At 65.4% G+C, this 13,714-nt stretch carries 12 protein-coding genes; 8 read left to right on the forward strand and 4 right to left on the reverse strand.

Features of this window, described 5'->3' with window-relative positions:
* Window positions 1-187 precede the first annotated feature (187 nt).
* Entirely contained in the window at window positions 188-2,017 is a 1,830-nt protein-coding gene (locus IPU70_RS16940; protein WP_207468859.1) for a hybrid sensor histidine kinase/response regulator, read from the forward strand.
* The gene (locus IPU70_RS16945) at window positions 2,014-2,652 is read left to right on the forward strand and encodes a response regulator transcription factor (protein WP_207468860.1); all 639 of its coding nucleotides are present in this window, start codon (window positions 2,014-2,016) and stop codon (window positions 2,650-2,652) included. Before IPU70_RS16940 ends, IPU70_RS16945 begins: the two co-directional genes overlap by 4 nt.
* Here IPU70_RS16945 and IPU70_RS16950 read toward each other — a convergent pair.
* The 3 genes from IPU70_RS16950 to IPU70_RS16960 all read right to left on the reverse strand — a co-directional run bounded on the left by IPU70_RS16950 (window position 2,591) and on the right by IPU70_RS16960 (window position 6,331).
* Window positions 2,591-4,768 (reverse strand): peptidase domain-containing ABC transporter, encoded by a 2,178-nt coding sequence (locus tag IPU70_RS16950; RefSeq protein WP_371818973.1) that lies wholly within the window; start codon window positions 4,766-4,768, stop codon window positions 2,591-2,593. The genes IPU70_RS16945 and IPU70_RS16950 overlap by 62 nt on opposite strands.
* Complete coding sequence (locus IPU70_RS16955; protein WP_207468864.1) at window positions 4,765-6,048, reverse strand: HlyD family secretion protein; 1,284 nt, start codon at window positions 6,046-6,048, stop codon at window positions 4,765-4,767. The genes IPU70_RS16950 and IPU70_RS16955 overlap by 4 nt, the downstream gene beginning before the upstream one ends.
* Before the next feature lie 106 nt (window positions 6,049-6,154).
* Complete coding sequence (locus tag IPU70_RS16960; RefSeq protein WP_207468866.1) at window positions 6,155-6,331, reverse strand: hypothetical protein; 177 nt, start codon at window positions 6,329-6,331, stop codon at window positions 6,155-6,157.
* A gap of 423 nt (window positions 6,332-6,754) precedes the next feature.
* Between IPU70_RS16960 and IPU70_RS16965 the strand changes: the two genes are divergently transcribed.
* The 6 genes from IPU70_RS16965 (at window position 6,755) to IPU70_RS16990 (ending at window position 12,653) form a co-directional block, all read left to right on the forward strand.
* A complete protein-coding gene (locus tag IPU70_RS16965; RefSeq protein WP_207468867.1) occupies window positions 6,755-6,934 on the forward strand; it encodes a hypothetical protein in 180 nt (59 codons plus the stop codon).
* 331 nt (window positions 6,935-7,265) lie between these two features.
* Window positions 7,266-8,189 carry a Ku protein gene (locus IPU70_RS16970; RefSeq protein WP_207468869.1) on the forward strand — a complete coding sequence of 308 codons (924 nt, stop codon included), beginning with the start codon at window positions 7,266-7,268 and terminating at the stop codon, window positions 8,187-8,189.
* A 2-nt stretch (window positions 8,190-8,191) separates the two neighbouring features.
* The gene (gene ligD / locus IPU70_RS16975; protein ID WP_207468870.1) at window positions 8,192-10,717 is read left to right on the forward strand and encodes a DNA ligase D; all 2,526 of its coding nucleotides are present in this window, start codon (window positions 8,192-8,194) and stop codon (window positions 10,715-10,717) included.
* A 176-nt stretch (window positions 10,718-10,893) separates the two neighbouring features.
* A complete protein-coding gene (locus tag IPU70_RS16980; protein ID WP_207468872.1) occupies window positions 10,894-11,373 on the forward strand; it encodes a carboxymuconolactone decarboxylase family protein in 480 nt (159 codons plus the stop codon).
* A 9-nt stretch (window positions 11,374-11,382) separates the two neighbouring features.
* A complete protein-coding gene (locus tag IPU70_RS16985; RefSeq protein WP_207468873.1) occupies window positions 11,383-12,138 on the forward strand; it encodes an SDR family oxidoreductase in 756 nt (251 codons plus the stop codon).
* A gap of 20 nt (window positions 12,139-12,158) precedes the next feature.
* A complete protein-coding gene (locus tag IPU70_RS16990) occupies window positions 12,159-12,653 on the forward strand; it encodes an Ohr family peroxiredoxin (RefSeq protein ID WP_013391196.1) in 495 nt (164 codons plus the stop codon).
* A gap of 3 nt (window positions 12,654-12,656) precedes the next feature.
* On the opposite strand, the gene IPU70_RS16995 is transcribed toward IPU70_RS16990, so the two are convergent.
* Entirely contained in the window at window positions 12,657-13,661 is a 1,005-nt protein-coding gene (locus IPU70_RS16995; protein WP_207468875.1) for a LysR family transcriptional regulator, read from the reverse strand.
* Between the last annotated feature and the right edge of the window lie 53 nt (window positions 13,662-13,714).

Raw genomic sequence — 13,714 nt, forward strand, 5'->3', positions numbered from 1 at the left:
GCGCGGCCATGCAGAGCTTTTGCTCGGGCCATGGCGAAAATCCTGAGGTTTTCCACTGTGGGAATGTCAAGGCCGCTTGAAATTCACGCGATACCCGCCGAAGCCCGTCAATAGGACTAAAATCCGCACACGCTTCGACCCGCGCCTGCTCCAGCGGCAGGTCCCTCGCACGTAGCATCCCACCCAATTGCAGCCCGCCATCGGCCCGACTTCCGCCTCCACGCCGCCAAGTTCGTCCTATGCCGCCCGCATCCATCAGGTGCAGGTCGACGCGTTGCGCCGAAGCTTTCCGTTCGCCCTGGCCGGGTCGCTGATCAGCGCCTGTTTTTCTGCGTTTGCCCTGGTCGGCGTGCTGCCCCTGCACGAGATCATGCTGTGGCTGGGAGCCACGCTGACGGTGGGCATGCTGCGCTGGGCCGCGGTGGTGGCGTACGACCGCCACCGCGCCGATCCGTCGGCGGCGCAGCGCTGGGTGCGCCGCATGTTGGTCGGGAATCTCTGCTCCGGCATTCTGTGGGGGCTGCCCTTCGCCTACTGGACGTTCTTCGTCTCCCTGGAATACCAGCTGTTCTTCATCGTCATCCTGTTCGGGCTGGGCACGGGCGCCATCTATTCGAACTACATGCTGCTGCCGGTGATGTACGCGTTCGAGGTGCCGGCCTTCGCGCCGATGTTCATCGCGCTCGCGGCGCAGCCATCGGCCATCCATCTGGCGCTGGTGACGGGCGGTCTGGCCTATTTGGTCGCGACTCTGGCCTTCATCCATCGCATGAACCGCACCCATCTGGACGCGTTGCGGCTGGGCTATGAAAACCTGGCGCTGCTGGAACAGGTGCGCCAGGAAAAGACCGCTGCCGAACGCAGCGACCTGGAGAAGTCCCGTTTTTTGGCGGCGGCCAGCCACGACCTGCGCCAGCCCGTGCACGCGGTGAACCTGTTCCTGGGCCTGTTGGCCAACGAACCCTTGTCCCGGCACGGCCGCTATCTGGTCGACAACATCACCAGTGCGCTGTCCGCGATGGGCCATCTGTTCGACGCCTTGCTGAATCTTTCGCGGTTGGACGCCGGCGTTATCGAGCCTCGCTTCGAGACCTTCAGGATGCAGCCGCTGCTGGACCAACTGAAGGCCGAGTATGCGCCGCAGGCCGGCGAGAAAGGCATGCGGTTGCGGGTACGTCCGTGCGCGGCCAGTGTGCGTTCTGATCCCGTGCTGCTGGAACGCATGCTGCGCAACCTGATCAGCAATGCCATCGTGCACTCGGACGGCGGGTGCGTTCTGGTGGGGTGCCGCCGGGTCGGGAATCGCTTGCGCGTCGAGGTCTGGGACAACGGCTCCGGGATCCCGAAGGCCGAGCAGGAGCGGGTCTTCTGGGAGTTCCATCAACTGGCCAATCCCGAGCGCGACCGCAGCAAGGGCCTGGGTCTCGGCCTGGCCATCGTGCGCCGCACCGCCAGGCTGCTGGGCCACGAACTGGCGCTGCGCTCGGAAGCAGGCCGCAGCACGGCTTTCACGGTCATGGTGCCGGCTTCGGATCCCGCGGCGGCTGGCCTGTCCGTCGGCGATGCCGGTGTGAGACTACCTCGGGGGCTCGCAACCGAAGACGGCCTGCACGGCAAGCTGGCGCTGCTGGTGGACGACGATGCGCAAAACCTGGCGGGCCTGTCCATGCTGTTCGAAAGCTGGGGCTGCCGCGTCATCGCCGCGACCAGTGGCAATGCGCTGTTCGAGCGCGTGCTGCCGCTGGCCGAAACGCCTGCCCTGATCGTCACCGATTACCGGCTGCGCGAACACGAAACCGGCATCCATGTGATCGAACGGTTGCGCGAGGAATACAACGATCCCGATCTGCCCGCCTTGCTGGTCAGCGGCGACACCGACCCGGCGCGGCTGACCGAAGCCGCCGCTCGCGGTGTGCCACTGCTGCACAAGCCCGTGCAAGTCCAGGCGCTGCGTGAGCACGTGACGAGCCTGCTGTACGCCAGGAAAGCAGTGCCCCTTACCGGAGACGTCGAATGACGGCAGTGTTATTGGTTGACGACCACGCCATGTTCCGCGAAGCGCTGGTCATGGCGCTGGGCCAGGCCATGCCCGGCATGACGATCCATCCCGCGGCCAGCGGCCAGGAAGCACTGGACGCGCTGGACCGGCATGCGGCGATCCGGCACGTCATCATGGATTTCTACCTGCCCGACATGGCTGGGGCCGATCTGCTCAAGCGCTTGCGCCAGCGCCGCGCGCAGCTGCGCATTCTGGTGCTGTCGGCCTCGCAGGATCCGGAGGACATGCGCCGGGCGATGGAGGCCGGCGCGCAAGGTTTTCTGAACAAGTCCGCCAGTTGCCAGGAACTGGCAGCCGCGCTGGAAGCGGTCAGCGAGGCCCCGCCACCGCATCGCAGCGCCTCCTCGTCTTCGTTGCCCTCGAGCGGTCAGGATGAGGCGGCCTTGCTGCGTGCGCTGACACCGCGCCAGAGCGAGGTGCTATGCCTGATGTGCGACGGCCTGCGCAACAAGGAAATATCGGAACGCCTGAACATGACCGAGAAGACCGTCAAGACGCATGTGTCGGCCATCCTGGGTACCCTGGGCGTGCTCAATCGTACGCAGGCGACGCTAGTGGCGCGGCGCGGCGGCGTGTTCGGGAAGCCGGTTTAGGCCGCTGCCCGCTATCGCAGGCCACCTTGCCGGCCACCAGCGAGATCTCGCGTCCGGCCGCCGCAATCGTGTCGGGGCGGTGCGCCACGATCACCCGCGTCATATCGAGCCTGGCGATTGCCGTGTTGACGATCCGTTCGCGCTCGAGGTCCAAATGGCTGGTGGCCTCGTCCAGGAACAGGATGGCGGGCTGCTTGTACAAGGCCCGCGCCAGCAGCACGCGCTGCTTCTGGCCGCCGGACAGCACCGTGCCCATGTCTCCCACCAGCGTGTTGTAGCCCATGGGCATGGCGCAGATGTCGTCGTGGATCGCGGCGATCCGGGCGCAGCGGCTGGCGCGCTCGGGGTCGTACTGCGGATCGAAGAAGCTGATGTTCTCGCCGATGGACCCGGCGAACATAACGTCATCCTGCAGTACCGTGCCGGCGATGCGCCGCAGGGATGCCGCGCCCGCTCCCCGCGCCGGCACGCCGTCGATCAGCACTTCGCCATCGGTCGGCGCCAGGATGCCCAGCAGGATGTTGATCAAGGTGGTCTTGCCGCCGCCGGAAGGGCCGGTGATCGCGACCGATTCACCAGGTTCGATCCGGAAGCTGACGCCGTCCAGGACATACGGCTCTTGCGGCCCATAGCGGAAGCGCAGATTGCGGACTTCGATCGCGGGCGAGCGCGCTTGCGTGTCTTGTCCGCGCGGCATCTCGTCGACCGGCTCCGGCGCTTCGCGCACGATATCGGCCAGGCGCTCGCCTTGCAGCCGCAGCATCCTCACTTCCACCAGCTTGTCCAGCAGGGCCGCCACGCGCTGGTCGAACAAGGTCTTGTAGACGATGAAAGCCAGCAGCGCGCCCACGGTGAACTGGCCGTCCAGCACCAGCCTCGCGCCCAGCCAGAGTATCGCGATGGAGGACAGGCCGAACAGCAAGCCATTGAAGGTGCGGAAGAACAACGTCCACTTCTGCACGCGCAGGTCGGCGTTGATTTCGTTCACCAGCAGCGACAGCCAGCGGGAACGCCTGTCGTTCTGGTGCTGGAACAGCTTGATCGCCTTGACGCCGCGCACGGTCTCGAGGAAATGCGATTGCTCCTTGGCCGCGTGCACGATGTGCTCTTCGGTTGCGTAGTGCAGCGGCGCATAGCCGGACCAGCGGGCCAGTCCATACAGCGCCATGGCGCCCACCGCGATCCATGCCAGGGGCGGACTGTACAGGAACATCAGCACCAGCGTGATCAGCATGACCAGGCCGTCCAGCACCGCTTCCAGGAACGACGTCGTCACGGTGCGCTGTATGGCGTCGATGGCGCCGAAGCGCGACACCACGTCGCCCAGATGCCGCTTCTCGAAGTAGCCCACGGGTAGGCGCAGCAGGTGCGTGTAGACATTGGTGCGCCATTGCAGGTTCAGCGTGGTGCCCATGACCATCAGCATCCAGCTGCGCGCCACCGAGGTCAGCTGCTTCATGATCATCAGCAGCCCGAAGGCCAGCGCCAAGGTGGTCAGCAGATCGCGATCGCCGGTATTCAGGACATGGTCCACCACCCATTGCAGGAAAAAAGGCTGGACCACGGTGAGAATTTCCAGCGCCAGCGCCAGCAACAGCACCTGCGAGAATGCGCCGCCCAAGCCCGATATCCGTCCGGTCAGTTCGCGCAGCCGCACGCGCTTGTAGTCGCGCGCTTCGGTGAAGTCTGGCGTGGGCCATAGTTCCAGCGCAACGCCGGTGAACGACGCGGACAGTTCGCCGATGGAGCACCTGCGCGTGCCGGACGCAGGGTCGATCAGCGTGGCCGAACGACCGTTGATGGCGGTCAGCACCACGAAGTGATTGAATTCCCAATGCAGGATGCAGGGCAGTTTCAGCTTGCTCAGGGCTCCCAGGCTGACCTTGACCGGCCGCGACGCCAGCCCCAGTTGGCCGGCCACATGGATCAGCGTCGCCAGCGTCGCGCCCTTGAGCGATACGGGAAAGCGGCCGCGCAGGGTGGCAAGACTTTGCTGATGACCGTGGTAGCCCGCGATCATGCCCACACAAGCCAGGCCGCATTCGGCGGCCTCGGTTTGCAGCAGCCTGGGCACCCGCCGTTTGACTCCCAGCGTCAGGCGTTCAAGCATGTTCACAGTTTCCCCGACAGTCGCTGGGCGGGATCGAACGCCCATTGGTACAGGCGGCGTGTCTGCTGCAGGATGTCCGCTTCCAGCCGCATTCCGGGCCGCAGCGCCAGCGTCTGCCCTTGCGGTCCGCGCGCGGGAGCGTCCAGCGATACCGTGATGCGGTACATATCTTCCTGGACGCTATTGTTTGCGGCGGCTTCATTCAATTGCCATTCCGGCAAGGCGCTGCGCGTTACGGTCTGGACGATGCCGGCCTGCTGCCCGAACGTTTGATATGGGTAGGCCGCGAATCGCATCAGCACCCGATCGCCCGGCACAACGAATCCCACCGCGCGGCTGGGCGCCAGCAGCTCGGCCTGCAGCTTGGCGCCGTCAGGAACGATGGTGGCCAGGGGCCGTTTGTTGTCCACGGCCTGTCCCGCAGTGGCGGCCACGGCGGTGACGATGCCGGCCTGAGGCGCGCTGACCAGGATGCGGCGCCTGGCTTCGCTGCGCGTCAGGTCCACGGCGATGTCGGCCATGTCCCGGTCCAGCTGCGCCAGCTGGTTCTGCTGCCGCAGCGCCAGATCCGCCAGCGCGGCCTGCCGGTTGGACAGGTCCGTTGCGAGGCCGATGCGGTCGCGCAGCAGCGCCTGCAGCTGATTACGCTGTTCCAGCAGCTCGGCGCGCTTCTGGTCGGCTTCCTCGGCGGAGAGGTAGCCTTTTTCCATCAGGCCGCGATAGCGGTGCGCGCTGTCTTCGGCCAACTTGATGCGGGCGCGCTGCCCCGCGATCTGGTTGTCCATCGCCGCCAGTTGCGCCTTCAGGCTGGCGATGGCGGCGGTCTGGCTATCGTGCTCGCCCTGTTGCAGCAGCACTGTCTTCTGGCGCGCCAGCCGCAGACTTTCTTCGCGCTGCCGGATCTGGCCGCTGATGGCTTCCTGGGTCTCGCCCAGGGCGCTTTGTTGATCGCCGGAAACCACGTAGAGCACGTCGCCAGCAGCAACATGCTGGCCCTCCTGGACCCGGCTTTCGAGCACGATGCCGGCCTGCGGCACGTAGAGCTTGATCAGCCCGGTGTCGGGCGCCAGCTGGCCGCTCACGGTCGCGCGCTTGGTGTACGAGCCGAACGCAAGAAACAGGCAGATGGTCAGCACGAAGCCCGCCAGCACGGCGGTGACCAGTGCGAACGACACTGGCCGGATCAGGACGATGTCGCCCAGCCCGACGGAGTGTTGCGCGGCAAGCGCCTTTTTGCGATAGAGCGTCACGGCGTTGGAAGCAGCCCAGGAAAACGTGGTGAGCAAAAGCCGGCCGGCATGGCGGAAAAAAAGCCGCGGCGAACGCGCCGCCGCGCTATGAAATCGGATGCCAGTTGGGGCATCCGTCCGATGTGGCCCGGATCCTTACTGACTACTTCGGCATGTAAAGCGTCTTGCCGGCGGGCCAGCCGCTTTTCTGGGGGGCAAAGGTGATATTGGTACGGTTCGGTCCCCAGCCGCCGCTGACCGCCCGGATTTCCTCGGCGCTCAAGGGTCTGACCTGTTGTTCCGCGTCGCGCCGCTGATCGGGCTGTTCAGTTTTTTCCATCTTTATCTCCTGCTGCATGCTGACGGAGGAAGCCGCGCCAGCGTCGGCCGAGCATCACCCGGAACCAGGTTCTCGCCGCGATGCGCTGCAGACGGGAAGCCCGGCTCCCAAACTGGCAATGCTCGGGGCGGACAGTAGCAGCGCACCGGTGCAGGCGCATCGGTCTTTAGTCGTAGGGATGGAAGTTTCGCGTTCCTTCCCCTATGGCGTTGCGCCGCCGACCCGGAGAGGAAGCGCGCTGCGGATCTACGACCAAAGACCGATTCGCCGTCGTTCGCCTGCTGCTACCTTCCGCAGCGAGCCAATCAACGGCTGCGGCGCTGGCGTTCCTGTCCGCGGGGACGCGGACCTGCGTCATCTGTCCGTTGGTGCTCGGCCGACGCTGGCGCGGCTTCCTTCGTCAGCATCAAGCAGGAGAAGGACATGAAGAAAGCGAAGCAAGCGGGGCTACAGGGTATGGCCGATCAACGGATCCGGCCCTTGAACGCCGAGGAAATCCACGCGGTCGGCGGAGGAGCCTTCGGGAAGAAACCGATGATTGCTGGCCGGCCAGCGGCGCCCGGAAGTTCCACGCCTGTGGTCAAGGCGAATCGCTATCAGTGAGCGCAGTGAGCGGGCGGCATGGCTACCCGCCGTGCCGCTTTGCTCGGCGTCGGCCATTGGATGCCTATGCGGCCTTCGCCCATGCGAGGCGCCGGTGCATGCGGGGTTGCGTCAGCACAGCGGTCCGCCTCGCTGGTGATGTCCAGGATGGCGGCGCGCGTGGTTCCCACCAGGCTGTTGGCGAGCCCATAATAGGGCAGGGCGTCGGCCCGCCAAGAGGCCCTCCGGGCATGGAAATTGCTGCTATGCGTTTTCCACCATGGGCCGGGTTGCCGATCTGGCAGCCGGGTTCGCAGGCGAAGCCGCATGCCCATCACCAGGAGTAATGCTCATGGCCACGCGTACCATCTGGAAAGGCGCAATCACCTTCGGCCTGGTCCACATCCCCGTGGGTCTGCATACCGCCACGACGGAATCGGGCGTGGATTTCGACTGGCTGGACCGCAGGTCGATGGACCCCGTCGGCTACAAGCGCATCAACAAGCGCACGGGCAAGGAAATCGAATCCAAGGACATCGTCAAAGGGGTCGAGTACGAGGACGGCCAGTACGTCATCATCTCGCCCGACGAGATTGCCGAAGCCTATCCGCGCACCACCCAGACCATCGAAATCCAGCAATTCGTCGAGGCGGCCGAAGTCTCGTTCGTCTACCTGGAACGTCCCTACTATGTGGCCCCGATCAACAAGGGGCAAAAGGTCTACGCGCTGCTGCGCGACACGCTGGTCCAGAGCGGCAAGATCGGCATCGCCAAGGTCGTGATCCAGACCAAGCAGCATCTGGCGGCCCTGATTCCGATGGGCGATGCGCTGGTCCTGAATCTGATGCGGTGGGGTGATGACGTGAAGTCCGTGGCAGACCTGGACCTGCCCAAGGCTGGCGCCAAGAGCATGTCGCCCAGCGCCTCCGAACTGAAGATGGCCAAAATGCTGGTGGAAGAGATGTCGGCGGAGTGGGACCCCGCTGACTACCAGGACGAATTCAAGGCGGCCATCATGGGGTTGGTGGAGCAGAAGGTAAAGGCGGGCAAGACGGAAACCGTGATCGAGCCGCAGGAGGAAACGCCGGCGTATGCGGATAACGTGATCGACCTGACCGAGCTGCTGCAACGCAGCCTGCGCGGCGGGACGTCCAAGGGGCGTGCCAAGGCCGAGGCCAAGCCCGCGAAGAAATCTGCGCCGCGCAGCGCCGCTGTGAAGAAGGCGCCCGCGAAGAAGGCCGCCAAGAGCGCCAGGCAGGCGAAAAAGGCGGCCTAGCAATGGCGGACAGTCTCAAGAAATACCGCGAGAAGCGCAATTTCGCCGTCACGCCCGAACCGCCCGAGGGCGGCGAGTCCGGCGACGCAGGCCTGGTGTTCGTGATTCAGAAGCACTGGGCCAGCCATCTGCACTATGACTTCCGCCTGGAGCTGGACGGCGCGATGAAGAGTTGGGCGGTGCCGAAAGGGCCGTCATTCGATCCCTCCGTCAAGCGCATGGCCGTGCAGGTAGAAGACCATCCCATCGCCTACAACCAGTTCGAAGGCACCATCCCCAAGGGGCAGTATGGGGCCGGCAAGGTGATCATCTGGGACGAGGGGCGGTGGACTCCAATAGGCGATCCCCGGAAGGGCTACAAGGCTGGCCATCTGAAATTCACGCTCGAGGGCGTGAAACTGCGCGGACGCTGGGCGCTGATCCGCATGAAGGGCAAAGAGAGTGACCGCCAGCCGCCCTGGCTGCTGATCAAGGAGAGCGACGAGTACGCGCGGGAGGACCAGGACTTCAGCGTCGTGGACGAGATGCCGGACAGCGTGGTGCCGCTGAGGGCGAAGAGGAAGGCGGCAGCGCGCAGCAAGCCGCAAGCTCGAGGTGCCAAGGAGGTTGAAGCCGTCGCGGTCTTGCCCGGCAAGGCCGCTGTGCTGCCTGCCTCGCTCAAACCGCAACTGGCCACCCTGGTCGACGGTGTGCCGCGGGGCGCGGACGGCTGGTCCTATGAAATGAAGTTCGACGGCTACCGGATACTGGCCAGGCTGGAGGACGGAAGCGTGAAGCTGTACACGCGCAACGGCCACGATTGGACGGCCAGGATGCCGCGCCTGGCCCAGGAACTGGCGGCATTGGAGATTGCCAATGCCTGGATCGACGGAGAGATCGTGGTGCTGACGCGCGAAGGCGTGCCCAGCTTTCAGGCCTTGCAGAACGCCTTCGATGCCGCGGGTACCGCGGATATCGTGTTCTACGCCTTTGACCTGCCCTATGTGGCGGGGCGCGATCTGCGCGACGAGCCGCTCAGCTTGCGCCGGGATCTGCTGCGGCAGGTGATTGCCAGGTGCAAGGGCAAGCATGTGAAGTTCAGCGAGGCCTTTGACAAGCCGCCAGCGGACCTGGTCGCCTCGGCCTGCAAGCTGGGCCTGGAAGGAATCATCGGCAAGCGCCTGTCCGCGCCCTATGAGTCGCGCCGCACGGACGACTGGATCAAGCTCAAGTGCACCCAGCGGCAGGAGTTCGTCATCGTGGGCTATACCGAACCCAAGGGCAGCCGCAAGGGCTTTGGCGCGCTGCTGCTGGCGGTGCATGAGCCTGACGGAGCGCTGCGCTACGCCGGCAACGTAGGCACTGGTTTCGACGACAGGACTTTGCTCGACCTGCACCGCAAACTGGCCGGCATCGAGCAGACAGCCAGCGCCCTGACCCAAGGCAAGCCGCGCGCCCTCAAGCAGGTCCACTGGGTCCAGCCCACCTTGATCGCAGAGGTCTCTTTCGGGGAGTGGACCGGCGACGGCCATGTGCGCCACTCGACCTTCCGGGGGCTGCGTGCCGACAAACCACCGAAGAAGATCACTCGCGAGGTCGCCATGCCAGCCGCAAAGCTCTCCCTGCGCAACAGCACTGCCAAGCCCAAGGCAGGGGGCGCAGCAAAACCCTCGAAAGGAATGAAGCTATCGAATCCCGACCGCGTGATAGATCCATCCTCCGGGGCGACCAAGCTCGACCTGGCCCGCTACTACGGACTGGTGGCGCCCCTGATGATGGAGCACCTGCGCGGCCGGCCGGTCTCCTTTGTCCGGGCGCCCGCGGGGATCCAGGGCGAGCATTTCTTCCAGCGGCATTCGGAATCCCCTATCCCGGGGGTGACCGCGCTGCCCGAACATCTCTATCCGGGGCATCCCTCCCTGATGGAGATTTCGAACGAAGCGGCGATACTCGCCGCTGCCCAGCTGAACGTGGTGGAGTTCCACACCTGGAACGCGCTCAAGACCTCGATCGGCAAGCCGGATCGGATGCTGTTTGACCTGGACCCCGGGGAAGGGGTGGATTGGCCCGCGGTCCAGCAGGGCGCGGAGCTGGTGCGCGTGCTGCTGCAGGAACTCGGCCTGCGCGGCTGGCTGAAGACCAGCGGCGGCAAGGGCCTGCATGTGGTCGTTCCCATCCGCAAGCAATACGGCTGGGACGCCGTGAAGGACTTTTCCGAAGCCGTGGTGCGCCATCTGGCGCAAACGCTGCCGAAGCTGTTCGTCGCCAAGAGCGGGCCCAAGAACCGCGTGGGCAAGATATTCGCCGATTATCTGCGCAACGGCTTCGGCGCCACGACGGTGGCGGCCTGGTCGGCCCGCGCCCGGCCCGGCCTGGGCGTGTCCGTTCCAGTCCGCTGGGATGAGCTGGACGGGCTGAAAGGGTCGGCGCAATGGACCATCGCCAGTATCCACACCCGCCTGGACGCGGGCAACGAGCCTTGGGACGACTACGCGCCCCAGGCGATCGGCCGGGCCATGAAGCAGCTCGGGGTCGAGGCGCGATCTTGAACTGAAGGACGGCAGCCCGCTGCTACAGACGATTGTTGCCATCGAGGCAACATCATGGTCCCCTTGGCAGGTCTTCTGCCGCTCTCCGCGCGGCCCTACGATTTGGGCGTAGTTCAGGCACGTACCGCACCCGGTCCAACACAGCCTGCACCTGTCAACCAATCTAGGGAGTCACCATGAGTCAACGTCTGAACGCCTACACGCAATCGCCCGAACTGTTCAAGAAATTCGTCGAATTCGGCATGCTCTTGAAGTCCGGGGCGATCGAGCAGCCGATCCTGCGCCTGGTCGAGATCCGCGCCTCGCAGATCAATGGCTGCGGCTTCTGCCTGGACATGCACGTGAAGGACGCCAAGATCCACGGCGAGCAAGAACTGCGCCTGCACCATGTCGCGATCTGGCGCGAATCGGGCGAGTTTTCGCCGCGCGAGCGCGCCTGCCTGGCCTGGACCGAGGCGCTGACCTCGCTGGGCGCGCAGGGCGTGCCCGACGACATCTATGAACGCGTGCGCTCGCAGTTGTCCGAAAAGGAAATCTCGGACCTGAGCTTCGCGGTCATGGCCATCAATGGCTGGAACCGTCTCAACGTGGGCTTCCGGACCGTGCCCGGTTCGGCCGACAAGGCATACGGCCTGGATCGCGCCAAGTTCAACTAAGGAACCATCATGAAAATCCTGGTTATCGGCGGCACGGGCCTGATCGGCTCCAAACTCGTCAAACTGCTCAATGAGCGCGGCCATGAGGCGATAGCCGCATCGCCCGCCACCGGCGTCAACACCATGACTGGCGAAGGCCTGGATGCGGCGCTAGCCGGCGTCGACACGGTGGTCGACGTCGCCAACTCGCCGTCGTTCGAGGACCGCGCCGTGCTGGAGTTCTTCCAGACCTCGGGGCGCAATCTGCTGGCGGCGGAGGCCCGCGCCGGCGTGCGCCACCACGTCGCGCTGTCCGTGGTCGGCACGCAGCGCCTGGCCGAAAGCGGCTACTTCCGCGGCAAGATCGCGCAGGAAGCACTGATCGTGGCGGGCGGCATCCCCTATACCATCGTGCATAGCACGCAGTTCTTCGAATTCCTGGGCGGCATCGTGCAGTCGGGCACGGAAGGCGCGGAAGTGCGGCTGTCGCCGGCCTTCGTCCAGCCGATCGCTTCCGACGACGTGGCGCTGGCCATGGCCGATGCCACGCTGGCGCCGCCGGTGAACGGCATCGTGGAAATCGCCGGCCCCGAGCGGGTGCGCCTGGCCGATCTGGTGCAACGCTACATGGCCAAGATCGGCGACACGCGCAGCGTGCGGGCAGACGCCGGCGCAAGGTATTTCGGCGCCCTGCTCGAAGATGAAACTCTGGTGCCGGGAGTTGGCCCGCGCCTGGGCAAGATCGACTTCGAAACCTGGTTCAGCCGTTCGGGCGCAAGAAAGTAGCGGCGGACACAAGGACGTTCATGAGCAAACTGCGGCCTCCTCCCCAGAGCCTCCTGGAAAAGTACCGAGGCGGGGACTTCCATCCCCTGTACACCACCAGCGTGACGGTGCGGGGTGGGGAGGCCGCCCATGGGCGAGCCTCCGGCATGGCCATCTCGGATGACGGCGAACTGATCGTGGAGCTGCGCTTGCCGGTCGAACTGGGTGGCACGGGCGGCGGCACCAATCCCGAGCAGCTGTTCGCCGCCGGCTATGCGGCATGCTTCCACGGCGCGCTCGCGATGCTGGCGGAACGCGCCGGGCTGGCCATCCCGGAAGCTTCGGTCACGGCCACTATCTCGTTCGGCCGCGACCCCGTCGACGGCCTGTTTGCGTTGACCGCGGACGTCAACATCCACCTGCCGGGCGTGCCCACGCCTATCGCCGAAGAGCTGGTGCGCAATACGGAACGCCTGTGCCCGTACTCCAAGATGGCCCAGGGCGGGATCCACAGCGTGGTCGCCCTGACTCAATAGCGTTCAGGCCTGCTTCAACAGCAAGCTGTCGATGATCTGCAGGTCCTGCGCGCGGATGCGTTCGGTCATGAAATCGATGAAGACGCGCATGCGCGCCGGCAGGTGCTGGCGGCTGAGAAAGCACAGATAGTGGCCGCGGTCGTCGGGCGCGTATTGCGGCAGGCAGGCGACCAGCGTGCCGGCGCGCAGGTGTTCGCAGACCTGATAGCCCGCCATCTGCGCGATGCCATGGCCGTCCAGCACCGCCTGCAGGACGAGATCGGCATCGTTGAAGGTCAGCATGGCGGGCGGGGCGAACTTGCGCAGATGGCCGCCGACCTTGAATTCCCATTCGTACACGCGTCCGGACGCCAGCAGGAAATTCACGCAGCCGTGGCGCGAGAGTTCGTCGACGCTGAGAGGCAGTCCGTGCCTGGCGGCGTAGTCGGGCGACGCACATAGCATCATCTGCATGGGAATCACCTTCTTGGCGATTACCTGGCTGTCTTCCATGCGGCCGTTGCGGAACGATACGTCGACACGGTCCGTGGTGAAGTCGGTCGGGCCGTCATCCAGCAGCAGTTCCACCGAGATGCTCGGATTAGCTTTGCGGAATTCATTCAGCAGGGGCGCCACGACCTTGCGGCCGAAGCCCACGGTGGAACAGACGCGCACCAGGCCGGAAGGCGGGCCCTCGCGCAGCTCGCGCATGTCGTCCAGGGCCTGGATGATCCGTTCCACGCCAGGATGGCATTGCTCGTAGAAGCGCTGGCCCTCCGGGGTCAGCGAGGTGCTGCGGGTGGTGCGCACGAAGAGCCGGGTGCCCAGCTGGTCCTCGAGCTTCTGCACGCTGCGGCTGACTGCCGAACGGCCTATGCCCAGCCGGTCGCCGGCCTTGGCGAAGTTGCCTTCGACGGCGACGGCCATGAAGGCCATGACGCCGGCGTAGCTGGTGGCGAAGCTGTCGGCCAGGGAGTCCGGTCCGTTGGCGGGAGGGGTAACCGAGGGGGCTGGGAGGGATGTGGGCATGGTGGCAGCGCCGCGGAGTTGGTTGATCCTACCCTCTAAGACGTTGCGCTGGA

Source organism: Achromobacter sp. SD115, assembly GCF_017355315.1.
Lineage (GTDB): Bacteria > Pseudomonadota > Gammaproteobacteria > Burkholderiales > Burkholderiaceae_B > Achromobacter > Achromobacter xylosoxidans_B.

Excerpts from the sequence above, each read along its gene's own strand:
- IPU70_RS16945 (WP_207468860.1), top strand. The coding sequence starts at position 2,014 with ATGACGGCAGTGTTATTGGTTGACGACCACGCCATGTTCCGCGAAGCG.
- IPU70_RS16960 (WP_207468866.1), bottom strand. The coding sequence starts at position 6,331 with ATGGAAAAAACTGAACAGCCCGATCAGCGGCGCGACGCGGAACAACAG.
- IPU70_RS16965 (WP_207468867.1), top strand. The coding sequence starts at position 6,755 with ATGAAGAAAGCGAAGCAAGCGGGGCTACAGGGTATGGCCGATCAACGG.
- IPU70_RS16970 (WP_207468869.1), top strand. The coding sequence starts at position 7,266 with ATGGCCACGCGTACCATCTGGAAAGGCGCAATCACCTTCGGCCTGGTC.
- ligD (WP_207468870.1), top strand. The coding sequence starts at position 8,192 with ATGGCGGACAGTCTCAAGAAATACCGCGAGAAGCGCAATTTCGCCGTC.
- IPU70_RS16980 (WP_207468872.1), top strand. The coding sequence starts at position 10,894 with ATGAGTCAACGTCTGAACGCCTACACGCAATCGCCCGAACTGTTCAAG.
- IPU70_RS16985 (WP_207468873.1), top strand. The coding sequence starts at position 11,383 with ATGAAAATCCTGGTTATCGGCGGCACGGGCCTGATCGGCTCCAAACTC.
- IPU70_RS16990 (WP_013391196.1), top strand. The coding sequence starts at position 12,159 with ATGAGCAAACTGCGGCCTCCTCCCCAGAGCCTCCTGGAAAAGTACCGA.
- IPU70_RS16995 (WP_207468875.1), bottom strand. The coding sequence starts at position 13,661 with ATGCCCACATCCCTCCCAGCCCCCTCGGTTACCCCTCCCGCCAACGGA.